This window comes from Vibrio vulnificus NBRC 15645 = ATCC 27562 (genome assembly GCF_002224265.1).
GTDB lineage: Bacteria > Pseudomonadota > Gammaproteobacteria > Enterobacterales > Vibrionaceae > Vibrio > Vibrio vulnificus.
In genome coordinates this window covers 1,808,476-1,833,292 of the sequence record NZ_CP012881.1, presented here as the reverse complement: position 1 = coordinate 1,833,292, position 24,817 = coordinate 1,808,476, and the positions used below count along the sequence as shown (strand labels likewise).

At 47.1% G+C, this 24,817-nt stretch carries 24 protein-coding genes; 13 read left to right on the top strand and 11 right to left on the bottom strand.

The window, feature by feature from the left end; genetic code table 11:
- Positions 1–23: 23 nt before the first annotated feature.
- The gene (locus tag AOT11_RS08565) at positions 24–2,435 is read right to left on the bottom strand and encodes a bifunctional aspartate kinase/homoserine dehydrogenase II (protein WP_017419643.1); all 2,412 of its coding nucleotides are present in this window, start codon (positions 2,433–2,435) and stop codon (positions 24–26) included.
- Positions 2,435–3,601, bottom strand: a complete 1,167-nt coding sequence (locus AOT11_RS08560) for an O-succinylhomoserine (thiol)-lyase (protein WP_017419642.1) — start codon at positions 3,599–3,601, stop codon at positions 2,435–2,437. Before AOT11_RS08560 ends, AOT11_RS08565 begins: the two co-directional genes overlap by 1 nt.
- 210 nt (positions 3,602–3,811) lie before the next feature.
- On the opposite strand from AOT11_RS08560, the gene metJ reads away from it, so the two are divergent.
- Positions 3,812–4,129: a met regulon transcriptional regulator MetJ gene (gene metJ / locus AOT11_RS08555; protein WP_011079338.1), complete on the top strand. Its 318-nt coding sequence runs from the start codon at positions 3,812–3,814 to the stop codon at positions 4,127–4,129.
- An 85-nt stretch (positions 4,130–4,214) separates the two neighbouring features.
- Here the strand turns inward: metJ and AOT11_RS08550 are convergent, their stop codons facing one another.
- Both AOT11_RS08550 and rpmE read right to left on the bottom strand, forming a co-directional pair.
- Positions 4,215–5,492 (bottom strand): malic enzyme-like NAD(P)-binding protein, encoded by a 1,278-nt coding sequence (locus AOT11_RS08550; RefSeq protein ID WP_011079337.1) that lies wholly within the window; start codon positions 5,490–5,492, stop codon positions 4,215–4,217.
- Between the two features lie 278 nt (positions 5,493–5,770).
- Positions 5,771–5,992 carry a 50S ribosomal protein L31 gene (rpmE, locus tag AOT11_RS08545; RefSeq protein ID WP_011079336.1) on the bottom strand — a complete coding sequence of 74 codons (222 nt, stop codon included), beginning with the start codon at positions 5,990–5,992 and terminating at the stop codon, positions 5,771–5,773.
- 280 nt (positions 5,993–6,272) lie between these two features.
- Between rpmE and priA the strand changes: the two genes are divergently transcribed.
- From priA to glpX, 9 genes are all read left to right on the top strand, one after another.
- Positions 6,273–8,477 (top strand): primosomal protein N', encoded by a 2,205-nt coding sequence (gene priA, locus AOT11_RS08540; RefSeq protein ID WP_026050203.1) that lies wholly within the window; start codon positions 6,273–6,275, stop codon positions 8,475–8,477.
- 228 nt (positions 8,478–8,705) lie between these two features.
- Complete coding sequence (cytR, locus tag AOT11_RS08535) at positions 8,706–9,713, top strand: DNA-binding transcriptional regulator CytR (RefSeq protein WP_011079334.1); 1,008 nt, start codon at positions 8,706–8,708, stop codon at positions 9,711–9,713.
- Between the two features lie 107 nt (positions 9,714–9,820).
- Positions 9,821–10,378 carry an SPOR domain-containing protein gene (locus tag AOT11_RS08530; RefSeq protein WP_017419640.1) on the top strand — a complete coding sequence of 186 codons (558 nt, stop codon included), beginning with the start codon at positions 9,821–9,823 and terminating at the stop codon, positions 10,376–10,378.
- A 149-nt stretch (positions 10,379–10,527) separates the two neighbouring features.
- On the top strand, positions 10,528–11,082 hold the full coding sequence (gene hslV, locus AOT11_RS08525; RefSeq protein ID WP_017419639.1) for an ATP-dependent protease subunit HslV: 555 nt from the start codon (positions 10,528–10,530) through the stop codon (positions 11,080–11,082).
- A gap of 27 nt (positions 11,083–11,109) precedes the next feature.
- Positions 11,110–12,441 carry an HslU--HslV peptidase ATPase subunit gene (hslU, locus tag AOT11_RS08520; RefSeq protein WP_011079331.1) on the top strand — a complete coding sequence of 444 codons (1,332 nt, stop codon included), beginning with the start codon at positions 11,110–11,112 and terminating at the stop codon, positions 12,439–12,441.
- Between the two features lie 164 nt (positions 12,442–12,605).
- Complete coding sequence (locus tag AOT11_RS08515; RefSeq protein ID WP_017419638.1) at positions 12,606–13,523, top strand: 1,4-dihydroxy-2-naphthoate polyprenyltransferase; 918 nt, start codon at positions 12,606–12,608, stop codon at positions 13,521–13,523.
- A 75-nt stretch (positions 13,524–13,598) separates the two neighbouring features.
- Positions 13,599–14,111: a ribonuclease E activity regulator RraA gene (gene rraA / locus AOT11_RS08510; protein ID WP_017419637.1), complete on the top strand. Its 513-nt coding sequence runs from the start codon at positions 13,599–13,601 to the stop codon at positions 14,109–14,111.
- 221 nt (positions 14,112–14,332) lie between these two features.
- On the top strand, positions 14,333–14,575 hold the full coding sequence (zapB, locus tag AOT11_RS08505; RefSeq protein WP_017419636.1) for a cell division protein ZapB: 243 nt from the start codon (positions 14,333–14,335) through the stop codon (positions 14,573–14,575).
- A gap of 260 nt (positions 14,576–14,835) precedes the next feature.
- Positions 14,836–15,843: a class II fructose-bisphosphatase gene (glpX, locus tag AOT11_RS08500; RefSeq protein WP_017419635.1), complete on the top strand. Its 1,008-nt coding sequence runs from the start codon at positions 14,836–14,838 to the stop codon at positions 15,841–15,843.
- 72 nt (positions 15,844–15,915) lie between these two features.
- Here the strand turns inward: glpX and AOT11_RS08495 are convergent, their stop codons facing one another.
- The gene (locus AOT11_RS08495; RefSeq protein WP_017419634.1) at positions 15,916–16,542 is read right to left on the bottom strand and encodes a helix-turn-helix transcriptional regulator; all 627 of its coding nucleotides are present in this window, start codon (positions 16,540–16,542) and stop codon (positions 15,916–15,918) included.
- A 245-nt stretch (positions 16,543–16,787) separates the two neighbouring features.
- Between AOT11_RS08495 and AOT11_RS08490 the strand changes: the two genes are divergently transcribed.
- Complete coding sequence (locus tag AOT11_RS08490; protein WP_011079325.1) at positions 16,788–17,126, top strand: DUF3135 domain-containing protein; 339 nt, start codon at positions 16,788–16,790, stop codon at positions 17,124–17,126.
- Between the two features lie 69 nt (positions 17,127–17,195).
- On the opposite strand, the gene AOT11_RS08485 is transcribed toward AOT11_RS08490, so the two are convergent.
- A complete protein-coding gene (locus AOT11_RS08485; RefSeq protein WP_011079324.1) occupies positions 17,196–17,618 on the bottom strand; it encodes a DUF805 domain-containing protein in 423 nt (140 codons plus the stop codon).
- A 58-nt stretch (positions 17,619–17,676) separates the two neighbouring features.
- Complete coding sequence (locus AOT11_RS08480; RefSeq protein WP_011079323.1) at positions 17,677–18,024, bottom strand: 5-carboxymethyl-2-hydroxymuconate Delta-isomerase; 348 nt, start codon at positions 18,022–18,024, stop codon at positions 17,677–17,679.
- 302 nt (positions 18,025–18,326) lie between these two features.
- Between AOT11_RS08480 and tpiA the strand changes: the two genes are divergently transcribed.
- Together tpiA and galE are read left to right on the top strand one after the other, a co-directional pair.
- Entirely contained in the window at positions 18,327–19,097 is a 771-nt protein-coding gene (gene tpiA / locus AOT11_RS08475; protein ID WP_011079322.1) for a triose-phosphate isomerase, read from the top strand.
- A 178-nt stretch (positions 19,098–19,275) separates the two neighbouring features.
- Positions 19,276–20,286, top strand: coding sequence for a UDP-glucose 4-epimerase GalE (gene galE, locus AOT11_RS08470; protein ID WP_017419632.1), 1,011 nt, complete (start codon positions 19,276–19,278; stop codon positions 20,284–20,286).
- Between the two features lie 96 nt (positions 20,287–20,382).
- Here galE and bfr read toward each other — a convergent pair whose 3' ends face one another.
- The 4 genes from bfr to fusA all read right to left on the bottom strand — a co-directional run bounded on the left by bfr (position 20,383) and on the right by fusA (position 24,763).
- Entirely contained in the window at positions 20,383–20,859 is a 477-nt protein-coding gene (gene bfr / locus AOT11_RS08465; protein ID WP_011079320.1) for a bacterioferritin, read from the bottom strand.
- Positions 20,860–20,932: 73 nt separating this feature from the next.
- Positions 20,933–21,121 carry a (2Fe-2S)-binding protein gene (locus AOT11_RS08460; protein WP_011079319.1) on the bottom strand — a complete coding sequence of 63 codons (189 nt, stop codon included), beginning with the start codon at positions 21,119–21,121 and terminating at the stop codon, positions 20,933–20,935.
- A gap of 207 nt (positions 21,122–21,328) precedes the next feature.
- Positions 21,329–22,513 (bottom strand): elongation factor Tu, encoded by a 1,185-nt coding sequence (tuf, locus tag AOT11_RS08455; protein ID WP_011079318.1) that lies wholly within the window; start codon positions 22,511–22,513, stop codon positions 21,329–21,331.
- Positions 22,514–22,663: 150 nt separating this feature from the next.
- Positions 22,664–24,763: an elongation factor G gene (gene fusA / locus AOT11_RS08450; protein ID WP_017419932.1), complete on the bottom strand. Its 2,100-nt coding sequence runs from the start codon at positions 24,761–24,763 to the stop codon at positions 22,664–22,666.
- Between the last annotated feature and the right edge of the window lie 54 nt (positions 24,764–24,817).

Sequence of the window (24,817 nt, the reverse complement as noted above, 5' to 3'; positions counted from 1 at the left end):
CCTATCAAATCATCCGTCTTATCTTAGAACAAGCCAGCTAAGCGATTGAGATCAGACTGAATTGCGCCAGCAGTCACTTCACGCCCAGCCCCCGGGCCACGAATTACTAAAGGATTATCACGATACCATTTACTCTCAATGGCAAAGATATTGTCACACGGCAACAAGTTCGCCAAAGCATGCTCTCTTTGTAGCGCTTCAACACTGACACGAGCTTTACCATTTTTTTCTAGACGAGCAACATAGCGTAGCACCTGATCTTGACGCTGCGCCTTAGTGAGACGTTCTTGCAAACGCTCACTCAATAAGTGGGCTTGGTCAAAGAAATCGTCAAGAGACAGTTCTTTAAGCTCTTCAGGCACCAAAGATTCCACTTTCACGTTTTCAGGCTCAATGTCTAAGCCTGATTCGCGAGCCAAGATCACCAGCTTACGCATCACATCTGATCCATCCAAATCGCTGCGAGGATCCGGTTCAGTGAGCCCTTGCTGCCAAGCTAAATCAACCAGCTCTGCAAACGGTACTGAACCATCAAACTGCTGGAACAGCCAAGAGAGCGTGCCAGAGAAGATGCCAGAAAGTGCCACGATTTCATCACCACTTTCGCGTAAATCTCTCACCGTGTGATTAATCGGTAAGCCAGCACCCACAGTTGCGTTATACAACCAATGACGGCCAATTTTGCTGAAGGCATCTTGCACTTGGTAGTAGTAATCGCTGCTCGCTGAGCCCGCAATTTTATTCGCGGAAATGAGGTGCATACCTTGATGGGCAATATCCAAATATTGCGCTGCCAACTCGCGGCTGGCCGTGACATCCAACACCACCACTTCGTCATAGTCTTGGATTGAACTCAATCGTTGTAACCAATTGGCCCCATCATTCGGTACCGAGTCATCATCAAAATGCGCATGTACTGCTGCGGCATCTAAACCTTGTTCATTGAACAGATAAGTTTGGCTATCCACCACGGCCACCAACTCAAAGTTCATACCATGGCGTTTTTCCAACTCACTTTTCTGCTGCGCAAACAGAGATAACCAACTGGATCCGATATTACCTTTACCACACAGAGCCAATGCCACACGCTTCTGGGCTTGAAACAGTTGGGTATGGATCGCTTTCACCAGTACCGGAATATCGACTCGGCGCATCACCGCAACCAAACTCAATCCTGATTCAGCTTCAGAAATGAACTCCACAGGAGAGTGTTTCAGTTGTTGGTAGAACCCAAAACAATGGCTGGCATTGTTCGTGACTCCAGCCCCGACAGCGGCGACCAGCGAAAAACCCTCTTTCAGCTTGATCTCGGCGGCCAAACCCAACTCTTGCAGATGTGCCAAAGCGCCACCAGCAATTTCTGTGGTATACGCTAAGCGCAGCTTAAATTGATCTTTTTGTGCTTCAAACGCCAATGGTTCCAACTGCGCGCGTTTGAGTGCACGCAATACCTCTTGCTGCTGGCGCTCAAAGTCATGACCGGCAGAGAAGTTCAACTGCACTAACATAACATCATCAAGCGAGGTGATAATTTTGGCACCGCGCCCAGACGCCAACACGCGTTCAATACGGGTAGAACCTGACTCAGGCGTGTAACTGCAACGCAGATTAAGCTCGGTGGCACTTTGTGCCACTGGCTGTAATGTTCGGCTATGCAGGACTGGAGCGGCTAAGCGCGCAAGTTCACTGGCTTCATCCAAACGCAGTAACGGCAGCAAACAAGCGTCACTGACCAAACGAGGGTCGGCGCTGTACACCCCAGCCACATCACTCCAAATCGTCACTTTAGCCACTTCCGCCAGCGCACCAATCACGGTAGCAGAGTAGTCAGAGCCATTGCGCCCTAATAAGACCGTTTCGCCTGCTTGGTTTTGCGCCATAAAGCCGGTGATCACCACACGGCGATGTGAGTGCTGCGCCAACACTTCTTTAATCAGAGGATAAGAACGAGCTCGATCCACTTCAGGTTGGGTGCCTGTTTCAGCCCGTAAAAACGCACGCGCGTCCTGAGCCACCGCAGCGAGATCATGTTGGTTCAACAACGCAGCCAGTAGACGCGACGACCACACTTCTCCATGGCCTAAGATCGCTGCTTTTTGCGCGGTGGTGAGTGGTGCGGAGAGCTCGGCCAACGTGCTGAACTCATCAGCAAGTTGATCAAGCAGCTCGCTACGCTGGTTCGACGCGATCAGTGCTTCCACCAAGCCGGTTTGATATTGACGCAAAGCTTGCAATGCTTCGTGAGCCAAACGGCCGTCCTTCTCCAGCGCCTCACTAAATTCAATTAAGCGGTTGGTGGTTTTACCCGCTGCCGACACCACCACTAAATCGTTGTCACCCGAGTACTCTTTGAGGATGTTCACCACACGACGATAGCAATCCGGATCCGCAAGGCTGCTTCCACCAAATTTGTGCAGTTGTCGAACTTGACTCATTAACAGCTCTCCTTCGCTTGTTGAAAGGCCTGCTTGAGGTCAGCAATCAGATCTTGCGCATCTTCCAGCCCCACGGATAAACGCAATAACTGTTGCGTGACGCCAGCCTCTGCGAGCGCTTCCTCTCCCATCGCACGATGAGTCATGGAAGCAGGATGACAAACCAAACTTTCGACACCACCAAGTGACTCCGCTAATGAAAATAAATCTAGCGCTTTCACAAACACTTTCAATTGCTCGAAGCTGCCAGCAAATTCAAAGCTCAACATCGAGCCAAAGCCCGATTGCTGCTTTTTAGCAACCTCATGGCCGGGATGCGCTGGCAAACTCGGGTGATAAATGGTGCCGACTAACTCTTGAGTTTGCAGATAAGAGAGGATTTGTTGCGAACTTTCTTCATGCACGCGCATACGTGCCCCCAAGGTGCGGATGCCACGCAGCGTCATATAGCTGTCAAATGGCGTGCCAGTTGCACCAAGGCAGTTCCCCCACCATGCTAGCTCTGTTGCGTGCTCTTCGGTTTTTGTGATCACCACACCGCCAATCACATCAGAATGCCCATTGATGTACTTGGTTGTCGAGTGAATCACAAAGTCTGCCCCCAGCTCCAAAGGCTTTTGGTACACCGGTGTCAAAAAGGTGTTATCGACCGCCACCAACGCACCCACTTTATGGGCTTTCTCACACACTTCCGCGATGTCCACCACACGCACGAGCGGGTTGGAAGGTGTTTCAAGCAACACCAACTTAGGGTTAAGCGCTAACGCTGCATCCAGTGCAGCACTGTCGGATTGGTCGACAAAGCGGACTTTAAAATCCCCTTTCTTCGCTCGAGTATTGAAAAGACGGTAGGTACCGCCATAACAATCATGAGGGGCTACAATAAGATCGTCAGGACTTAAAAAAGCAGAAACCCACAAGTTGAGTGCCGATGTCCCGCAGTTTGTAACCACCGCACCTTTACCAGACTCAAGCTCAAACAACGCTTGCTCTAGTAAGCCACGATTGGGGTTGCCTGAGCGGGTATAGTCGTATTTAGGCACTTCACCAAAGGCAGAGAAACCATAGTTCGTCGACAAATAGATCGGTGGCACAACGGCACGGTATTGAGTATCGGATTCGATGCCCGTTCTAACGGCAATCGTAGCTGGCTTGTGGTGACTCATGATGTTTCCTTTCTGCGAAGATGAATTCTTAATAAGAATGCGCTACTGTTATCGGACGCCTTCCTCTCCATTAATAGTTGTCACTTTAACCATCAAAATTTAAGACGTCAACACTTCTAGACGTCCATATGTCTTTGCTTATGGCGGTAAATCCAGCTAAAATCTCCGCTTACAATTTTTATTAACCGATTATTACTCTGAAGGTGCGCAATGGCTGACTGGAATGGCGAATACATAAGTCCATACGCAGAGCATGGAAAGAAAAGCGAGCAAGTAAAAAAAATTACCGTTTCTATCCCGCTTAAAGTACTAAAAGTTCTGACGGATGAACGTACTCGTCGTCAAATTAACAACCTACGCCACGCAACAAACAGTGAGTTGTTGTGTGAGGCATTCCTGCATGCGTACACAGGCCAGCCACTGCCGACGGATGAAGATCTCAGAAAGGATCGCCCGGATGATATCCCAACAGAAGCCAAAGAATTAATGACGGCGATGGGTATTGAATTTGAAGCGTATGACGACTAAACCTCGTTAGCTTTACCACACCGGGGAAAGTGGTATCTGATCAAAAACGGGACGCTTAAAGCGTCCCGTTTGTTTAGGCTATGATTTACTCGGCCATGTAGTTTTCTGGCATTGGAATACGAGCAACACCGGTATCCACGGCCGCCTGAGCAACGGCTTTCGCCACGCGAGGCAACAAACGTGAATCCATTGGTTTTGGAATAATGTATTGCGGACCAAAGCTGAGCGATTCAACACCTGCCGCTTTCAATACCGCTTCTGGCACTGGCTCTTTCGCCAATTGACGAATCGCTTCAACCGCTGCCAACTTCATTTCATCATTAATTTCACTAGCACGAACATCCAGTGCACCACGGAAAATAAATGGGAAGCACAACACGTTGTTCACTTGGTTTGGATAGTCGCTGCGTCCTGTACCCATAATAAGATCGCTGCGCACTTCATGCGCCAGCTCTGGCTTGATCTCTGGATCAGGGTTTGAACACGCAAACACAACCGGTTTATCCGCCATCAGCTTCAGCGCTTCTGCTGGCATTAGGTTTGGACCAGACACGCCAAGGAAGAGATCCGCACCGCTGATAACATCTTCTAGTGTGCGCTTGTCTGTATTGTTGGCAAACAGTTGCTTGTATTCGTTGAGATCATCACGACGTGTATGAATCACACCTTTGCGATCCAGCATATAGATCTTTTCACGCATCGCGCCACATTTGATCAACAGCTCCATACACGCCACCGCAGCAGCCCCAGCGCCAAGACAAACGATAATACACTCGTTCAACTTTTTACCCTGCAACTCAATCGCATTCAGCATACCAGCGGCAGTCACGATCGCCGTACCGTGTTGGTCATCATGGAAAACGGGTACATCGCAACGCTCAATCAGACGTTTTTCAATTTCAAAACAATCCGGGGCTTTGATGTCTTCTAGGTTGATACCACCAAAGGTATCTGCAATGTTCGCTACCGTATCCACAAATTCGTCGATGGTGCGATGCTTCACTTCGATATCGATAGAATCAAGACCAGCAAAACGCTTAAACAGCAGCGCCTTCCCTTCCATTACTGGCTTTGATGCCAAAGGACCTAAATTACCTAGGCCCAAAATTGCCGTACCGTTAGAGATAACGGCCACCATATTTCCCTTTGAGGTGTACTTGTAAACGTTGTCTGGGTTCTGTGCGATTTCGCGAACCGGCTCTGCGACACCTGGACTGTAAGCTAAAGCAAGATCTTTAGCGGTTTCCGCAGGTTTGGTTAGAGCGACGGCAATTTTACCCGCCGTTGGCAAAGCATGATAATCAAGAGCTTGTTGGCGAAGTACTTCTTCAGGGGTCATTTGCTGGCTATTGTCATCGGACATAAATGGTTATTCTCTTTTTGCGTGTACGGTAAAGGGGGGAACACTTTAGCTTGAACAAAAACTCTGCCTTTTTGTTCAATTTAGAGAGAAATTCTAATTGATATAAGTCAATCTTCCTAGCCAAGATTGCGAGGCAAATCTATAAAAATTGTGAATAAGATAGAAGTAAGACCAGATGGCATAAGGGAGGGTGCTTGAGAGAAAGCGTCACCTAGACGCTGAATGCAAAAAAGGCCGCATAAGCGACCTTTTTTCTCAAACAGCAATAGCTAACGCTATTATTTCTTACCGCTTGATAGAGCACCGAAACGCTTGTTGAAGCGATCAACACGGCCGCCTGTATCAACGATACGTTGCTTACCAGTGTAGAATGGGTGGCACTTGTCACATACGTCTAGGTGGATAGATTCTTTATCTAGAGTAGAGTTGAAAACGAAAGAGTTGCCGCAAGAACAAGTTGCGTTTACTGCTTTGTATTCTGGATGGATACCAGCTTTCATGGGATAACCTCAAATAGTAGGCCGTGTCGCTATACGAGTCTTTGCCGCACACCACACGCAGTTAAAAATAAAACTCAGATACCGCTAAAATAGAATTAAAGCCATATCTTAAGGCGCGATATAGTAATGAATCGTCTCTTTCGAATCAACCTATTTCCGCGATTTTCCGCTAGTTTTTTATACAGTTTTCCTCTCTCTGTTCGAGCATGCCCTTTTCTCGTATTTCTACCTCGCTTCCATTAGACTGTAAGTCATTATTTTTGCCATGAAACACCACGTTATGCGTCCATCCATTGCTCGTGTTGCGCTGCCAGTGCCACTCGATAAACAATTTGATTATCTCGTTCCTGGACACCTTTTTCCGATCATTGGTGGTCGCGTGAGTGTGCCGTTTGGACGACAAACCTTGATTGGCATTGTCACCGCTTTAGTTCAAGAATCAGACTTTCCACGCGAGCAACTTAAACCCCTTAAAGCAGTGTTGGATCATCGTCCTATTTGGCCCGATTCCGTCTACAGTTTATTACTTTGGTGTAGCCAGTTTTACCAATATCCCCTAGGTGAAACACTGCATAACGCCCTCCCTGCTGCACTAAGAAAAGGTAAAGCGGCTGACTTTGCGACTCTACAAGAATGGCAGTTGACCGAGTTAGGCAAAAACCAGTTGATGCAAGGGCTAAACAGTCGCGCGATAAAGCAAGCGAAAGTATTGAATATGCTTGCTAATGGCCCTCTGCCTCACCAAGCCTTTCTCGATGAGGAAGTGGCATCCACAACCTTACGCACCTTGGAAGAAAAAGGCTGGATCACCTGTGAAGAAAAAACGCCACAGTTAACTCGTTGGGGGAATCCGATTGAACATCCCGTCGATAAGCCGAAACTCAACCAAGAGCAAGCCATTGCCATTGCCACCGTAAACAGCCAGACAGACTTTGGCTGTTATTTGTTGGAAGGAGTCACAGGCTCAGGCAAAACCGAAGTTTATCTCAACTTGATCAAACCCATTTTGGAACAAGGCAAACAGGCCCTGGTGTTGGTCCCTGAAATTGGTTTAACACCACAAACCATCAATCGTTTTCGTCAACGGTTTGATGTGCCAGTCGCCGTCATCCATTCTGGTCTTAATGATACTGAACGTCTCAACGCTTGGCTTTCCGCACGAGACAAAGCGGCGGGCATTGTCATTGGTACACGCTCTGCACTACTGATCCCATTTGCCCAGCTAGGGATCATCATTGTCGATGAAGAGCACGACGCTTCATACAAACAACAAGATAGCCTGCGTTACCATGCTCGCGATGTGGCTGTGATGCGAGCGGCAAAAGAAGGCATTCCAATTGTTCTCGGTTCAGCCACGCCCGCGTTAGAAACCTTACACAACGCACTTACGGGCAAATATCATCATCTCTCGCTGACCCAACGAGCAGGAATGGCGGTGCCAACCACCAATAAAGTGCTGGATGTCAAAGGGCTCTATCTGGAAAGTGGCCTCTCAGCGCCACTCATTGCTGAAATGCGTCGTCATTTAAAAGCGGGCAATCAGGTGATGCTATTTCTCAACCGTCGAGGCTTCTCCCCAGCGTTAATGTGCCATGAATGTGGTTGGATTGCCGAGTGCAAACGCTGCGATGCCTATTACACTTATCACCAGTACAGCAATGAAATCCGCTGTCACCACTGTGGCTCTCAACAACCTATTATTCACCAGTGCCAAGGTTGTGGCTCTACACAACTGGTGACCGTTGGTGTCGGCACTGAGCAACTGGAAAACCAGTTGACGACCCTGTTTCCTGACTACAAAGCAATTCGCATCGACCGCGATAGCACACGACGCAAAGGTAGCCTCGAAAGCGCTTTAGAAGCCATTCGCAAAGGGGAATACCAAATTTTAATTGGCACGCAAATGCTGGCTAAAGGCCATCATTTCCCAGACGTGACGTTAGTGGCACTATTGGATGTTGATGGGTCATTATACAGCAGTGACTTCCGAGCGTCCGAGCGATTGGCTCAGTTGTTTATTCAAGTCGCAGGACGAGCAGGGCGTGCCAGCAAACCTGGCGAAGTGATCTTACAAACCCACCATCCAGAACACACTTTGCTCAAAGCTCTGTTGACCAAGGATTACCGGCACTTTGCGCAGTCTGCACTGGAAGAACGGAAAATTGCCCAACTTCCCCCGTTTAGTTTTCTAACGCTATTTCGCGCAGAAGCCAATCACAGTGAAATCGTCGAAACATTCTTGCGCCAAGTGCGTATGACTCTCGAGTCTCATCCCTTGTTTGATCACAGTTGTCTCGTGCTCGGCCCAACACCCGCCCCACTGGCCAAACGTGCGGGCAAATACCGCTGGCAGCTTCTGCTTCAAACTCAACATCGTTCCTTGATGCAGAAAATACTCTCGAGCACGAAACCTGCTATCGATTTGTTACCAGATGCAAAAAAAGTACGTTGGAACTTGGATATTGAGCCGCAGGATCTGAGTTAGCAAACGTTTACCACCTCACTCTAACGTTGAAAATTGCAACAATTTGCTTCTTTACGTGATGACCATCACGAATGAAATGCGGATTTTGTTAATTCGCCCGTAACTTTAAATAAAGAATTGAATAGACTATTCAAATTAGAACGAGGCAACTCATAATTCGATTTTATTTTCCGAATCAGAACAATAACTAAACGTCATAATTGGCGAACATTTTGAGAGGGTTAGTATATGGCGACAATGAAGGATGTTGCCCAGCTTGCAGGAGTTTCAACGGCAACGGTTTCGAGAGCGCTGATGAATCCAGACAAAGTATCCGCCACAACGCGTAAGCGTGTGGAAGATGCGGTGTTGGAAGCTGGTTATTCCCCAAATTCGCTGGCACGCAATTTACGCCGCAACGAGTCACGCACTATCGTCGCGATCGTTCCTGACATTTGTGATCCTTACTACACAGAGATCATTCGTGGCATTGAAGATGCCGCCATTGAGCAGGGATATTTGGTTCTACTCGGTGACAGCGGCCAACAAAAGCGCCGTGAAAGCTCACTCGTCAATCTCGTTTTTACCAAGCAAGCGGATGGTATGCTACTGCTTGGTACTGACTTACCTTTTGATGTGAGCAAGCCAGAACAGAAAAATCTTCCTCCGATGGTCATGGCTTGCGAGTTCGCCCCCGACCTCGAACTGCCGACGGTTCATATCGATAACTTGACCTCTGCCTTTGAAGCGGTGAACTACCTGACTCAACTGGGCCACAAACGCATCGCCCAAATTTCAGGGCCAAAATCCGCAGCACTTTGTCAGTTTAGACAACAAGGCTATCAACAAGCTTTGCGCCGTGCCGGCATCACAATGAACCCACAATATTGTGTTGAGTCTGAGTTCTCTTTTGAAGGTGGGGCGAAAGCGATCCGTCATCTGCTAGAAATGAATGATGCGCCAACCGCCGTCTTCTGTCATTGTGACACCATGGCTATCGGGGCGATTCAAGAAGCGAAAAAATTGGGCTTCCGAGTACCCCAGGATCTGTCGATTGTCGGCTTCGATGACATCCAGTTCGCCCAATATTGCGATCCTCCGCTAACCACCATCTCACAACCACGCTATGAGATTGGTCGTCAAGCGATGCTAATGATGTTAGAGCTGCTGAAAGGGCATGACATTCACAGTGGCTCACGCCTACTTGAAACCAAATTGGTGGTTCGTGGTAGCGCAGCACCTCCGGGCTTACGCTAACCGAAACCAACCGGCAGCGAGGTTATTTGCAGCCTCGCTTCCTTTTCTGCGACGTTTCCCTGTTAACGCTTGGCATTCTGCATTACCATAGCGGGCTAGCATAACAATTGTTTGTATTTTCCGTGGCTAAAGATTATGTAAGACGTGGTCGTAGTCCTAAAAAGCCGACCAAAAAAGCAGCTCCTCGTAGAAAAAAACCTTGGCTTGCCGGCCTGTTAGCTATCGTGCTACTGGGTGGTTTTGGCTATGGTTTGTATACCCTCAGCAATGACCCAGAGCCGCCAACACCCGTTGTAGAAAACAAACCGGTGAGTAAACCTAAACCGCCGGCGAAAAAAGAACTGCCGCCTCCACCAGAAGAAAAATGGCAATACGTTGAAAGCTTACCAAATCGAGAAATCGAAGTGGTGGCCAAAGAACAAGAAGTGCCTAAGATTCCTTACATTATGCAGTGTGGCGCCTACAAAAAAAGTGAACAAGCGGAACATCGTAAACTCGACATCGCTTTTCAAGGCATTACCAGTACCGTCAAAAAGAAAGAAGGCAGTGATTGGTATCGCGTGGTCTTAGGACCATATAAGCTAAAACGTGACGCTGAACGCGATCGCCATAAATTGCAACGCGCCAAAATTGAGCCGTGTGCCATCTGGCAAGAAGAACAATAATTCTCATCCAAAGGGGCTTGTAATTCGCCCCTTTTCTTTGCCTCCCTTTCCCCCTAACCTTCCATTCCAAACCTTGAGCCTTGATTTCTTTTTTACCCTCCCCCATATAGGGATCAACTCCATATAGAAAAGAATCAAGAGGCCTACTCGTGACTACCATCGTTTCTGTACGTCGTAACAATAAAGTCGTCATCGCCGGGGATGGGCAAGTATCTCTGGGTAACACGGTAATGAAAGGCAATGCGCGTAAAGTTCGCCGTCTATACCACAACAAAGTACTGGCAGGCTTTGCTGGCGGCACAGCGGATGCCTTTACTCTATTTGAACGCTTCGAAAGTAAGCTGCAGATGCATCAAGGCCACCTCACTAAAGCGGCCGTTGAACTGGCGAAAGATTGGCGCAGCGATCGTGCATTACGTAAACTTGAAGCATTATTGGCCGTGGCAGACGAAACAGCGTCATTGATCATCACGGGCAATGGCGACGTGGTACAGCCAGAAAACGATTTGATCGCGATTGGGTCTGGAGGGGCGTATGCACAAGCAGCCGCGACCGCTTTATTGGAAAATACCGAACTCGATGCACGCGAAATCGCAGAAAAAGCATTGAACATTGCGGGTGATATTTGTGTGTTTACCAACCACAACCACACCATCGAAGAGCTCGAGATCCCAGCAGAATTGCCGAATCTCAGCCAAGCTTAATTCGCCCACAGATTGTAAGGAATGATTATGTCTGAAATGACTCCTCGTGAAATTGTCCATGAACTGAATCGACACATCATTGGTCAAGACAACGCAAAACGCTCTGTGGCAATTGCACTACGTAATCGCTGGCGTCGAATGCAACTTGAAGAAAGCTTGCGCGTAGAAGTCACGCCAAAGAATATTCTGATGATAGGCCCGACTGGGGTTGGTAAAACTGAAATCGCTCGTCGTCTTGCGAAACTGGCCAACGCACCTTTCATTAAAGTGGAAGCCACCAAATTCACCGAAGTGGGTTATGTGGGTAAAGAAGTGGAAAGCATTATTCGCGATCTAACTGACGTGGCGGTGAAACTGACTCATCAGCAAGCGATGGAAAAAGTAAAGTTCCGTGCAGAAGAGCTCGCGGAAGAACGAATTCTTGATGCGCTCCTACCACCGCCTCGTGATGCTTGGGGGCAGAACGAACAAAGCGAAGATACCTCTAACACTCGCCAAATCTTCCGTAAAAAACTGCGTGAAGGAAAACTCGACGACAAAGAAATTGAAATCAATGTCGCTGCGCCACAGATGGGCGTGGAAATCATGGCGCCTCCTGGTATGGAAGAGATGACTAACCAGCTACAAGGTATGTTCCAGAGCCTAGCTGGCAATACCAGTAAAAAGCGCAAATTGAAAATCAAAGACGCCTTTAAAGCACTGATTGAAGAAGAAGCCGCTAAGCTGGTTAATCAAGATGAACTTAAAGAGCAAGCCATCTACAGTGTAGAAAACAATGGCATCGTGTTTATCGATGAGATCGATAAAATCTGTAAACGCGGTGAGAGCTCAGGCCCCGATGTGTCTCGAGAAGGCGTTCAGCGTGACTTGTTGCCTCTTATCGAAGGCAGCACTGTCTCCACCAAGCACGGTATGGTAAAGACCGACCATATTCTGTTTATTGCCTCTGGTGCTTTCCAAGTTGCTAAGCCTTCTGACCTGATTCCTGAACTGCAAGGTCGATTGCCGATCCGTGTTGAGCTTGAGGCGCTTTCAAGCCACGATTTCAAGCGTATTCTGACCGAGCCAAGAGCATCACTGACAGAACAATATGTCGCTCTGATGAAAACAGAAGATGTGGACATCGAATTTACGGAAGACGGCATCACGCAAATTGCAGAAGCCGCCTGGACCGTGAATGAAACCACAGAGAACATTGGTGCTCGCCGTCTACATACCGTAATGGAACGCCTGATGGATGAGATCTCATTCGATGCAACGGAAAAATCAGGCACCAAGTTTGTGATTGATGCAGCGTATGTTCAGCAACGTCTCGGCGAATTTGTTGAAGATGAAGACTTAAGCCGTTTCATCCTGTAATCCTCTGACTAACAAGGGCGAGAGCATCATTTCTCTCGCCCTTTTTCTTCCCTTTCTTACCCAACGCCTCCGTATTTATCCGTACTGCGCCCCCTTAAGCTAACCTTTCTTCAGTGCGCTTTTATTCGTATACTGACGATTCTATTTACTAGCACGAAAAATTCATGAATCAGTCATTGCGTATCTGGCTGGATGCCGCTCGTCCGAAAACACTTCCTTTAGCGCTTGTTTCCATTTTAACTGGCAGCGTATTAGCCTATTCATTCGGTCAATTTTCACCTGTAATCGCGTTACTCTCGTTTGTTACCGCAACGCTATTACAAATCCTGTCTAACTTGGCAAACGATTATGGCGATGCCGTGAAAGGGACTGATAACGACAAACGTTTAGGGCCAATCCGAGCCATGCAGTCTGGTGCGGTTTCTGCTCAAGCGATGAAACGAGCCATTGTGTTTAATATCATTTTGACCATGATCTCCGGCTTGTGTCTGGTGTTTTACGCATTGAGCAGCCTGCAAAGTATTCTTGCGTTTATTGGACTCGGTGTATTGGCCATCTTTGCCGCCATCGCTTATACCATGGGCAGCAAGCCGTACGGTTATGTCGGGCTGGGTGATCTGTCTGTGTTTATTTTCTTTGGTTTACTGGGTGTATCAGGCACTTATTTTCTCCACACAGGCCACTTAGATACCGCGCTGCTGCTGCCTTCTTTGGGATGTGGATTATTGGCTGTTGCCGTGCTCAATATCAACAACATGCGTGATATTGAGAATGATGCGGCCTGTGGCAAACGCACCGTTGCCGTACGACTTGGACAACAGCGTGCCAAACAGTACCATTTCGCTTTACTCGGTGGCGCCTTAATGGCCTTTGCGAGTTACTTGCTGCTACAACCCAGCTCGATTTGGCTCTGTTTGCCATTTTTACTCAGCCTAATTGTGCTCTTTAATCATGGTAAAGCCGTTTGGCAAACTGAGAAACCAGCACAAATTGCCCCGATGATGCCAGTCGTAGTGAAATGCTCACTCGTCACTAATATTTTGTTTGCAACTGTTGTGGTAGCTCAAACTCTTGTTAGTTAATCATTAATTGTCATTGCAATGACTTAATGCACGGATATACTCAAAAGAAATCTCGTTGACCAAAGAAGGTATGCCATGGAATACAACACTTCAGCCCTTTGCGATATCTATATGGACCAAGTGGATGTAGTCGAGCCTATGTTCAGTAACTTTGGTGGCCGCGCTTCCTTTGCCGGACAAATCACCACAGTCAAGTGTTTTGAAGACAATGCCCTCATTCGAGAGACGCTGGAACAAGATGGTGTTGGCCGTGTACTTTTGGTTGATGGTGGTGGCTCATTGCGCCGAGCATTACTGGACGGCGAACTTGCCGCGATAGCGGAAGAGAACGAATGGGAAGGCATCGTTGTCTATGGCTGTGTGCGTGAAGTGGATGATCTGGAAGATATGAATATCGGCATTCAAGCTTTAGCCTCTATTCCAGTTGGTGCTGCCATGCAGGGTGTTGGCGAAGTGGATGTTCCGGTCAATTTTGGTGGAGTGACTTTTCTTCCAGAAGACTACCTCTACGCAGATACAACGGGCATCATTCTCTCCCAAGAGCCTCTCAGTGCCGATCTTGAAGAAGAACCAGAGCTGCTAGATTAAAGAGAAAAAAGCGTCACCTTGACGCTTTTTTCTATTGAGCAAGCAATCAAAACAGAGCAAAAGTCAGCGCGGCGTAAAGATGCGCTGTTTTTTTGACCGAATGATGCAAATTATTCAATATAGGGCGTGTTTCTCGGCCTTGTGCTGAGTAGAATGAGGCTAACAGACTTGAGTAGTAGCAAGGGCTACACTCGTAACCGAATCAATATAGGTAGGCCAAGATGTCTTTTGAAGTATTAGAAAAACTAGAAGCTAAAATTCAGACCGCTGTCGATACTATCGCTTTGCTACAAATGGAAGTAGACGAGCTTAAAGAAGAAAAAGCTAAGTTGGAAACGGAAGCGAATGAACTACGCTCTCAACGTGAACAACTTGAGCAAAAAGCACAGCAAACTCAACAAGAGCATGCTCAATGGCAAGAACGCATTCGCGCGCTTCTTGGTAAGATGGAAGACGTCGAGTAATTCTCCACTTCTAGGGAAGACCCTAGACACCAAACACGAGGCCCTAAGAGCGCTTATGCCTTGGGCCTCTCGCACCTCGCACCTCGCACCTCGCACCTCGCACCTCGCACCTCGCACCTCGCACCTCGCACCTCGCACCTCGCACCTCGCACCTCGATTTTCACCTTCAAACTGAATTTAGCAAACGTTTTCCCTGCATTTTGTGCTAGAATCGCGCCAATTTTACTCTTCCTTCGATTTAACACTTTTTTGGAGACAACATGAAACGCGATTTAGCGATGGCCTTTTCCCGCGTCACAGAAGGCGCAGCTCTAGCGGGTTATAAATGGCTAGGCCGTGGTGACAAAAACGCGGCGGATGGCGCTGCTGTAGAAGTCATGCGCACCCTGCTGAATAAAACTGACATCAGTGGTGAAATTGTTATTGGTGAAGGTGAAATCGATGATGCCCCGATGCTTTACATTGGCGAAAATGTTGGCCTAGGTGGGGATGAAGTGGATATCGCGGTCGATCCAATCGAAGGGACGCGCATGACCGCGATGGGCCAATCAAACGCTCTTGCGGTATTGGCTGCTGGTGAAAAAGGGAGCTTTTTAAAAGCACCAGATATGTACATGGAAAAACTGGTGGTCGGCCCTGGAGCAAAAGGGGTGATCGATCTTAACAAGCCACTTAAAGAAAACCTCGAGAACATCGCACAAGCGCTTGGAAAAAAGCTTGATACCTTGGTGGTGATTACCCTTGCTAAACCTCGTCATGATGAGGTGATCGCGGAGATGCAACGCATGGGTGTTCGTGTTTTCGCTGTGCCAGATGGTGATGTGGCCGCTTCGATTCTTACCTGCATGCCAGACAGTGAAGTAGACGTGATGTACTGTATTGGTGGCGCACCTGAAGGGGTTGTCTCAGCAGCCGTCATTCGTGCATTGGATGGCGACATGCATGGTCGCCTTTTACCTCGTAACGAAGTAAAAGGCGATAACGAAGAAAACCGTAAGTTTGCGGATTTCGAGCTCAAGCGCTGCGCTGAAATGGGCGTGGAAGCGAACAAAGTGCTAAAACTGGAAGACATGGCACGCAGTGATAACGTCATTTTCTCAGCAACAGGCATCACTAAAGGCGATCTACTTGAAGGCATCAGCCGTCAAGGCAATATTGCAACCACCGAAACATTGCTGATTCGTGGCCGTTGTCGAACCATTCGTCGTATCAAGTCGATTCATTATCTTGAGCGCAAAGATGACGAAGTGAAAGCGATCATTCTTTAACATACAAAGAGAATATGAAAAGAGGGCTGCCTAGTAGGCAGCCCTCTTCGTTAAAAGTCTTACACAGAATATCTATCCACCATTCGCGATTGTAATACGGTAAGCACAACGCCTCTGACCTTCGATAATGTGCTCACTGCGCTCGATATGGCACGCATCACCAAACAACTTTTGGAACACATTCAACTCCGACTGGCACAAACTTGGGCAGCGTTGCGCCGCTTTACAGATCGGACAATGGTTTTCAGTCAGCAGATAGCCTTCATCCGTCTTTTCTAACTCTGCCATGTAGCCTTCTTCTTCTCTCATCAGGGTAAGCATTTCGAGTCGACTGGTCAGATCCAAACACGTAGCTAACGCCTTTTGATAGTGCAAAAACGTTTTTTGTTCACGCTCAGCCGCCACCTTTGCTAGGCCCTCAGCACCAAACAACGCCTCTACGGCATCGATAACTTGAATCGTTAACTCGCCATGACGATCGGCAAACTGCTCATGTCCCTTTTGCGTTAAAGACCAATGACGAGTTGGACGGCCGACTTTCACCTTCACATCGTGAAAATGCACCAGACCATCCTCTTCCAGACTCTGCAAATGTTGACGAGCGCCCATGGTTGTCATTCCCAAATCAGTCGCGATTTGCTTTGCGGTAACCGCCCCATCTCGTTTTATGGATTGAATGATCCTATCTATGGTCTTCATGTTTCCCTCTTGCCCTGTGCAGATATTATGCGCCATAGGGTTAGTAAAGAAAAGGCTTGATAATCTCCTGGAATAAAGACCCTTTTCTCTGCATCGACCATCCAACTCTGGTCATCTCACAGTCGAGCTCACTGTATCATTTTTTGGACAAGCAATTTCCTCCCTTTCCATTTACCGAATCTGACATATGCTTTGTGTATAGATACTGTTTATTTTATCAACAGCAGAACACAGGGAGAGTCGTTATGGGCAGTCTTCAAACGGAGCAACAGTTACCATCGTTTGATGAGATGATGGCGCTCGCCGCAGAGAATCCAGATGCGTTTAATCAGTTCAAGCAAGATATGTGTCAGGAGATGATTCAATCAGCCTCTGAGGCCATGAGAGAGAGGTTACTTGCACAGCAAAGCCATATCGATTTAGTGATTAGCCGTTGCAAAAATCCCGTCCACACTAACGTGGTTTTGATGAATGAGTTAACCAAACAGATGGTCAAATTTCGTGAAGCCCTGGACAGTGATGGCTCAGAATTACAAGCACCCAGCGCAGAAGTGATACCTTTTGCCCCCAAAGGCTTTTATTAGATCGAGCGAAAACCAATAAGGCCCAAAATGGGGCCTTATTGGTTTCAGATACGATTCAATCTCTTTCAGTTAGCGTTCAGGCTCGCCATAACGGTTGCTGCCTTCTGTCCCTTTGAGAAAACCACACTCTAGCAAAATCCAAGCACCACACAGCAACGCTATCGAGCCAATCAATGTCTCCATGCCACTCGGCTCTTGTGCTAAAGGAGCAGACAAAGGCGTCGCCAAACGGCCTAAGATCAAAGGTATGTTCAGTACTAACCAATACGCCGATTTATTACGGTCATGCCAGCGTTTCGTGGTCACCGCTAAGTCTGGGATGAGCAAAGCCAGTAAGAAGATCGGTAGCAAAATATAGCTATAGGCAGGAAATAACTTCGACACTGCGGTCACAAAACCCAAAATACCCAAGTAATAACACAAATTCCAAAGCCAATATGTTTTACGACCGATACGACCTTGGAAAGAAAAAAGCAGTTCTTTTAACGACATCAAATGCAATCCCAAACAAAATACACCACCGTTACCCAAAAAAGTAACGCAATGGGGATCAGTTTACCACCTTCTGAAAACTATCCTTATCCATATCTCGAATATTCACCGTCAAACTGCGCACATGGCTAGCGGTTTCCTGCAGAGCCGCCATCAATTGGCGTGAGAGCTCTCGTTTTTGTTCTTCGGTTCGTCCTGATAACAAATCAAAGCTAACATGGATAAAGTCGACACTGTCCCCTTCTTCTCCAATCAACCAATGGTGGCAGCGCAACGTTCGAGACTTAACCGATGGCGCGTCGAACAAGCCACTTTTGATGGCAATGTGGTGAAGATCCTCCAATAAACCGGGAATATTGACGCGCTCTTCAACGGAATTTGAATACTCTAAGACTAGATTTGGCATGATACTTCCTTTTGTTGCCGATTTTCGATTGGTAACGCTGACATAGAGTAATACCAAGCTCACCGACAAATTCCGAGTAATTGGCTATGGTTATGCAGGATAGATCACCAATCGTTTTCGTCTGAGCGAAATATCAGTGAGTTTGACGCGCTCTGACCAGCCAAAGAAAGCGACAAGAAATGACACGAGTCATGATCTATCCACATATTTCTGTTATATTCCTACGTAGATTTTTTACATAAATTGGCTTCATTGGTTCACCTGTGAAGACTTCGATTCAATAAAGATATGGAGATATTCCTATGCGTCGTCCTGTAGTGATGGGTAACTGGAAACTTAACGGCAGCAAAACTATGGTTGCTGAACTGCTAACTGGTCTAAACGCTGAACTAGAAGGCGTTGAAGGTGTAGACGTAGCGGTAGCGCCGCCAGCACTTTACATCGACCTTGCAGAGCGCCTAATCGCTGAAGGTGGCAACAAGATCATTCTTGGTGCACAAAACACTGACATCAACAACAGCGGTGCATTCACTGGCGACATGTCTCCTGCAATGCTAAAAGACTTTGGTGCTACTCACATCATTATTGGTCACTCTGAGCGTCGTGAATACCACAATGAATCAGATGAGTTTGTAGCGAAGAAATTTGCATTCCTAAAAGAAAACGGTCTAAAACCTGTTTTCTGTATTGGTGAAACTGAAGCGCAAAACGAAGCAGGCGAAACCGAAGCTGTTTGTGCACGTCAAATCAACGCAGTGATCGACGCATACGGTGTTGAAGCGCTAAACGGTGCCATCATCGCTTACGAACCAATTTGGGCGATCGGTACAGGCAAAGCTGCAACAGCAGAAGATGCACAGCGTATCCACGCCTCTATCCGTGCGATGATCGCAGCAAAAGATGCAGCAGTGGCAGAGCAAGTGATCATCCAATACGGTGGTTCTGTTAAGCCAGAAAACGCAGAAGCTTACTTCGCACAACCAGACATCGATGGTGCTCTTGTTGGTGGTGCATCTCTAGACGCTAAGAGCTTCGCAGCGATCGCGAAAGCAGCAGCGAAAATGAAAGCGTAATTTAACGCCATCCTATCTTTGTATTTAGGGCGTATTTCTTCGGGAATACGCCCTTTATTTTAGCCTCAACATTTCTCGAAATTGACTTTGCCCTATCCTGTTCATCGAGAATCTTTTCTAATAAACTCACAAAGTTAATTTGGCTAGATAATTGGAAATATAATTTCAGAGGACAACTATGAACATACTGGTCACCGGTGGCAGCGGTTATATTGGCAGCCACACCTGCATTCAGATGATCGAAGCAGGAATGACGCCCATCATTTTGGACAATCTTTATAACAGCAAATTGCTGGTACTCGATCGCATTGAACAGGTCACAGGCGTGCGCCCCACTTTCTATCAAGGTGACATTCGTGACAGTGAGATTCTGCAGCACGTCTTTGCTCAGCACGATATCCAAGGCGTCATCCACTTTGCAGGCCTAAAGGCAGTAGGAGAATCGGTTGAAAAACCTCTGATGTATTATGATAACAATGTGTCAGGCACCCTAAATCTTGTCCGAGAAATGGATAAAGCTGGTGTTAAGAGCCTTATTTTCAGTTCGTCCGCCACCGTCTATGGTGATCCAGCCTCCGTACCAATCCGTGAAGATTTCCCAACCTCAGCCACCAACCCTTATGGCCGCAGCAAATTGATGGTGGAAGAGTGTCTGACTGACTTCCACAAAGCCAATCCTGATTGGAGCATTACTCTGCTGCGTTATTTCAATCCAGTGGGCGCTCACGAGTCAGGCTTGCTCGGCGAGGATCCTCAAGGCATTCCAAACAACTTATTGCCCTTTGTCGCTCAAGTTGCGGTTGGTCGACGCGAAAAACTGGGCGTGTTTGGTGACGACTATCCAACACCAGATGGCACTGGGGTTCGTGATTACATTCACGTCATTGACCTTGCAGACGGTCATTTGGCGGCTTTGAATAAAGTGGGGCAGCAAGCAGGATTGCATATCTTTAACCTTGGTACCGGTCAAGGAAACAGCGTACTTGAAATGGTCGCGGCTTTTGAAAAAGCGGCTCAGCGTCCGATTCCTTACGAAATCAAACCTCGCCGTGCCGGTGATATTGCTGAATGCTGGGCCAATCCAGCCTATGCAGAACAAGTATTGGGATGGAAAGCGACACGCTCACTAGAGACCATGGTGGTAGATACTTGGCGTTGGCAATCCAACAACCCAAATGGCTATGAGTAACCGCCATCACTGACACATTTTACTGTATTGCTAACACAATAAGGGCGAGTGAAAACTCGCCTTTTGCTTTTGAGTACGATAGACGTAGAGGTCAGATTAATCCTCATCAACAAACTGGGCCTGTAAGTAGTTTTCAATACCCGTCAATTGAATAAGGCCTAGTTGCGTCTCAAGCCAGTCCACATGCTCTTCTTCGTCTTCTAAGATATCTTGAAAAAGATCACGTGATACATAGTCGTGCACATCTTCTGCGTAGGCAATCGCCGCTTTTAGATCGGGAATAGCAGCCATCTCCAGCTTTAAATCGCACTCCAGCATTTCTTGGGTATCTTCGCCAATCATGAGCTTGCCTAGGTCTTGCAGATTTGGGATGCCTTCAAGAAACAAAATACGCTCAACAAGATGGTCTGCATGCTTCATCTCGTCGATCGATTCGTGATATTCCTTGTCCGCGAGGTGCTTGAGCCCCCAGTCTTTATACATACGAGCATGGAGAAAGTATTGGTTAATGGCAATCAGTTCATTGCCTAATACTTTGTTGAGATGTTGAATAATTATTGGATCGCCTTTCATGACATAGCCCTCCTCTTTGGCTTCTATAACTGTAGAACCAATTGAGAAGGTGTCAAAAAGAAAGCCGTTTAGGTTAACTGGCTTGCTTGAATAGTGCCGGAGCAGTTTCGTTGATAATCTCTTTCGCCATACGTATGCATTTGCCACATTGACTTCCCAATGCAGTGCACTTCTTGATTCCACGAATATCCGCAACACCTTGCTCAATAACAAGCTTGCGAATTTTCTTGTCTGAAACACCATGACACAAACAAACGTACATATTACAACTCAACTTATCCGCCACGAAGTTAAATATAATGGATAATCATTCTCATTACCATGATAAGTAATGCGTGTTTTTAGACTATTTTGTTATTAAGCGAGCTATGTTTTATATAAACGAAAAGAGGAAGCTAAAGCTTCCTCTTTTCTTGTGCGCTGTTCTTCAAATTGAAGAAGAGTGCAAGATTTCGTTTAATTCAAAGAATTATGCGAAGATCTTAGCAACAACACCAGCACCAACAGTACGGCCACCTTCACGGATCGCGAAACGTAGACCTTCGTCCATCGCGATTGGAGAGATTAGCTCAACAACCATTTGGATGTTGTCACCAGGCATTACCATTTCTACGCCTTCTGGTAGAGAGATATCACCAGTTACGTCAGTTGTACGGAAGTAGAACTGTGGACGGTAGCCTTTGAAGAATGGAGTGTGACGACCACCTTCATCTTTAGAAAGTACGTATACTTCTGATTCGAACTTAGTGTGTGGAGTGATTGAACCTGGCTTAGCAAGTACTTGGCCACGTTCTACTTCATCACGCTTAGTACCACGTAGTAGCGCACCAACGTTCTCACCCGCACGACCTTCGTCTAGAAGCTTACGGAACATCTCAACACCAGTACATGTAGTAGTTGTAGTATCTTTGATACCTACGATTGCTACTTCATCACCAACTTTCAGAATACCACGCTCGATACGGCCAGTTACTACTGTACCACGACCTTGGATTGAGAATACGTCTTCGATTGGCATTAGGAATGGTAGATCGATTGCACGCTCTGGCTCTGGGATGTAAGTATCTAGAGCTTCAGCTAGTTCGATGATTTTCGCTTCCCACTGCTCTTCGCCGTTTAGTGCGCCTAGTGCAGAACCTTGGATAACTGGTAGGTCATCACCTGGGAAATCGTATTCAGATAGAAGTTCACGAACTTCCATTTCTACTAGCTCTAGAAGCTCTTCATCATCAACCATGTCACATTTGTTCATGAATACGATGATGTAAGGGATACCAACCTGACGGCCTAGTAGGATGTGCTCACGAGTTTGTGGCATTGGGCCATCTGTCGCAGCAACAACTAGGATACCACCGTCCATCTGTGCAGCACCAGTGATCATGTTTTTAACATAGTCAGCGTGTCCAGGACAGTCTACGTGTGCGTAGTGGCGAGCTGGAGTGTCGTACTCTACGTGAGAAGTAGAGATTGTGATACCACGCTCACGCTCTTCTGGAGCGTTGTCGATTGATGCGAAGTCACGAGCAGCACCGCCGTAAACTTTTGCAAGAGTAGTACAGATAGCTGCAGTTAGAGTTGTTTTACCGTGGTCAACGTGGCCGATAGTACCAACGTTTACGTGCGGTTTTACACGTTCAAATTTTTCTTTAGACACGTTCGTGTTCCTTCCTAGTTATGATTCGCCACGATCAGAATTGATCGAGACGCGCCAGAAATTGTTATTTTATGCGCCAACGCTCGTCAGCGCAATATTTGGACGTATTGATCTGCAAAAAAGAACCTTTTTCACGATCAATACTCCCGATTAGTAGCCACGTTCTGCGACAATTGCTTCCGCAATGTTCTTAGGCACTTCTGCATACTCGAAGAATTCCATCGAGTAAGAGGCACGACCTTGAGTCGCAGAGCGCAGGTCGGTAGCGTAACCAAACATCTCAGAGAGTGGCACTTGAGCGCGAATGATCTTCAGACCAGCTACGCCTTCATCCATACCTTCAATGATGCCGCGGCGACGGTTCAAGTCACCCACCACGTCACCCATCCAGTCTTCTGGAGTGGTTACTTCAACCTTCATCATAGGCTCAAGAATAACAGGTTGCGCTTCTAGAGCACCCTTCTTGAATGCCATCGAACCAGCGATCTTAAACGCCATTTCGCTCGAGTCGACATCGTGGTAAGAACCGTCAAATAGTGTCGCTTTAATGTCGAGTACTGGGTAACCCGCTAGTACACCACTATTCATTTGTTCTTCGATACCTTTCGATACCGAACTGATGTATTCCTTAGGAATAACACCACCAACCACTTCATCAACAAAGACAAAACCTGCACCAGGTTCAGAAGGTTCAAGTTTGATCCACACGTGACCATATTGACCACGACCGCCTGATTGACGAACAAACTTACCTTCAACTTCCGATTTACCACGAATAGTTTCACGGTAAGCAACCTGAGGTTTACCTACGTTACAATCCACGCTGAATTCGCGCTTCATGCGATCAACGATGATATCTAGGTGTAGTTCACCCATACCAGAGATCAGCGTCTGACCAGTTTCCGCATCCGTTTCTACGCGGAATGATGGGTCTTCTGCAGCCAGTTTACCTAGTGCAATACCCATTTTCTCCTGGTCAGCTTTCGAACGCGGTTCAACCGCGATTTGAATCACTGGCTCAGGGAATTCCATTCGTTCAAGGACAACTTTGTGGTCTGAGTTACAGAGGGTATCACCCGTTGTAACGTCTTTCAGACCAATCGCTGCTGCGATGTCACCTGCGCGAACTTCTTTAATTTCTTCACGTTTATTCGCGTGCATCTGAACGATACGTCCAAAACGCTCTTTCTTTTGCTTCACGGAGTTGTAAACAGCATCACCTGTATTTACTACACCAGAGTAGACACGAATAAAGGTTAGCGTTCCTACAAATGGGTCAGTTGCAATCTTGAATGCCAACGCAGAAAACGGCTCGTTGTCGTCAGCATGACGCTCAACTTCGTTGTCATTTTCGTCGATACCCTTGATAGCAGGAACATCAATTGGCGATGGTAAGTATTCGATCACTGCATCCAATACCGCTTGAACACCTTTGTTTTTGAACGCACTACCACAAGTAGCAAGTACGATTTCGTTGTTTAGTGTACGAGCACGTAAGGCTTGTTTGATCTCAGCTTCAGTCAGCTCACCTTCTTCAAGGTACTTATCCATTAGCTCTTCGTTTGCTTCCGCTGCCGCTTCAACAAGGTTGTTGCGCCATTCTTCAGCAAGTTCGATCATGTCCGCTGGAATCTCTTCATAAGTGAAGGTCATGCCTTGATCGGCTTCATTCCAGTTGATCATTTTCATCTTGATTAGGTCGATGACACCTTTAAAGTCCTCTTCCGCACCAACGTTTAGTTGAATCGGAACAGGATTTGCACCAAGACGATTTTTAATTTGGTCCACAACGCGTAGGAAGTCTGCGCCTGCACGGTCCATCTTGTTAACGAATACCATACGTGGAACGTGGTATTTGTCTGCTTGACGCCATACAGTTTCAGACTGAGGTTCAACACCAGATGAGCCACAGAACACAACCACAGCACCATCAAGTACACGAAGAGAACGCTCTACTTCGATAGTAAAGTCAACGTGTCCAGGGGTATCAATGATGTTTACGCGATGATCTTGGAATTGTGCTTCCATACCACGCCAGAAGGTCGTAGTCGCAGCAGATGTGATTGTAATACCACGCTCCTGCTCCTGCTCCATCCAGTCCATGGTTGCAGCACCATCGTGAACTTCGCCGATTTTGTGAGAAAGGCCAGTGTAGAACAGAATACGCTCAGTTGTGGTTGTTTTACCTGCATCTACGTGAGCACAGATACCGATGTTACGGTAGCGCTCAATAGGAGTTTTACGAGCCACGATTGTATCCTCTTACTAAGGGATTCCTTAGAGTGTAGAAAAGTGCTGCGAGAG

Coding starts and splice junctions, on each gene's coding strand:
- AOT11_RS08565 (WP_017419643.1), bottom strand. CDS start 2,435: ATGAGTCAAGTTCGACAACTGCACAAATTTGGTGGAAGCAGCCTTGCG.
- AOT11_RS08560 (WP_017419642.1), bottom strand. CDS start 3,601: ATGAGTCACCACAAGCCAGCTACGATTGCCGTTAGAACGGGCATCGAA.
- metJ (WP_011079338.1), top strand. CDS start 3,812: ATGGCTGACTGGAATGGCGAATACATAAGTCCATACGCAGAGCATGGA.
- AOT11_RS08550 (WP_011079337.1), bottom strand. CDS start 5,492: ATGTCCGATGACAATAGCCAGCAAATGACCCCTGAAGAAGTACTTCGC.
- rpmE (WP_011079336.1), bottom strand. CDS start 5,992: ATGAAAGCTGGTATCCATCCAGAATACAAAGCAGTAAACGCAACTTGT.
- priA (WP_026050203.1), top strand. CDS start 6,273: ATGCGTCCATCCATTGCTCGTGTTGCGCTGCCAGTGCCACTCGATAAA.
- cytR (WP_011079334.1), top strand. CDS start 8,706: ATGGCGACAATGAAGGATGTTGCCCAGCTTGCAGGAGTTTCAACGGCA.
- hslU (WP_011079331.1), top strand. CDS start 11,110: ATGTCTGAAATGACTCCTCGTGAAATTGTCCATGAACTGAATCGACAC.
- AOT11_RS08515 (WP_017419638.1), top strand. CDS start 12,606: ATGAATCAGTCATTGCGTATCTGGCTGGATGCCGCTCGTCCGAAAACA.
- rraA (WP_017419637.1), top strand. CDS start 13,599: ATGGAATACAACACTTCAGCCCTTTGCGATATCTATATGGACCAAGTG.
- zapB (WP_017419636.1), top strand. CDS start 14,333: ATGTCTTTTGAAGTATTAGAAAAACTAGAAGCTAAAATTCAGACCGCT.
- glpX (WP_017419635.1), top strand. CDS start 14,836: ATGAAACGCGATTTAGCGATGGCCTTTTCCCGCGTCACAGAAGGCGCA.
- AOT11_RS08495 (WP_017419634.1), bottom strand. CDS start 16,542: ATGAAGACCATAGATAGGATCATTCAATCCATAAAACGAGATGGGGCG.
- AOT11_RS08490 (WP_011079325.1), top strand. CDS start 16,788: ATGGGCAGTCTTCAAACGGAGCAACAGTTACCATCGTTTGATGAGATG.
- AOT11_RS08485 (WP_011079324.1), bottom strand. CDS start 17,618: ATGTCGTTAAAAGAACTGCTTTTTTCTTTCCAAGGTCGTATCGGTCGT.
- AOT11_RS08480 (WP_011079323.1), bottom strand. CDS start 18,024: ATGCCAAATCTAGTCTTAGAGTATTCAAATTCCGTTGAAGAGCGCGTC.
- tpiA (WP_011079322.1), top strand. CDS start 18,327: ATGCGTCGTCCTGTAGTGATGGGTAACTGGAAACTTAACGGCAGCAAA.
- galE (WP_017419632.1), top strand. CDS start 19,276: ATGAACATACTGGTCACCGGTGGCAGCGGTTATATTGGCAGCCACACC.
- bfr (WP_011079320.1), bottom strand. CDS start 20,859: ATGAAAGGCGATCCAATAATTATTCAACATCTCAACAAAGTATTAGGC.
- AOT11_RS08460 (WP_011079319.1), bottom strand. CDS start 21,121: ATGTACGTTTGTTTGTGTCATGGTGTTTCAGACAAGAAAATTCGCAAG.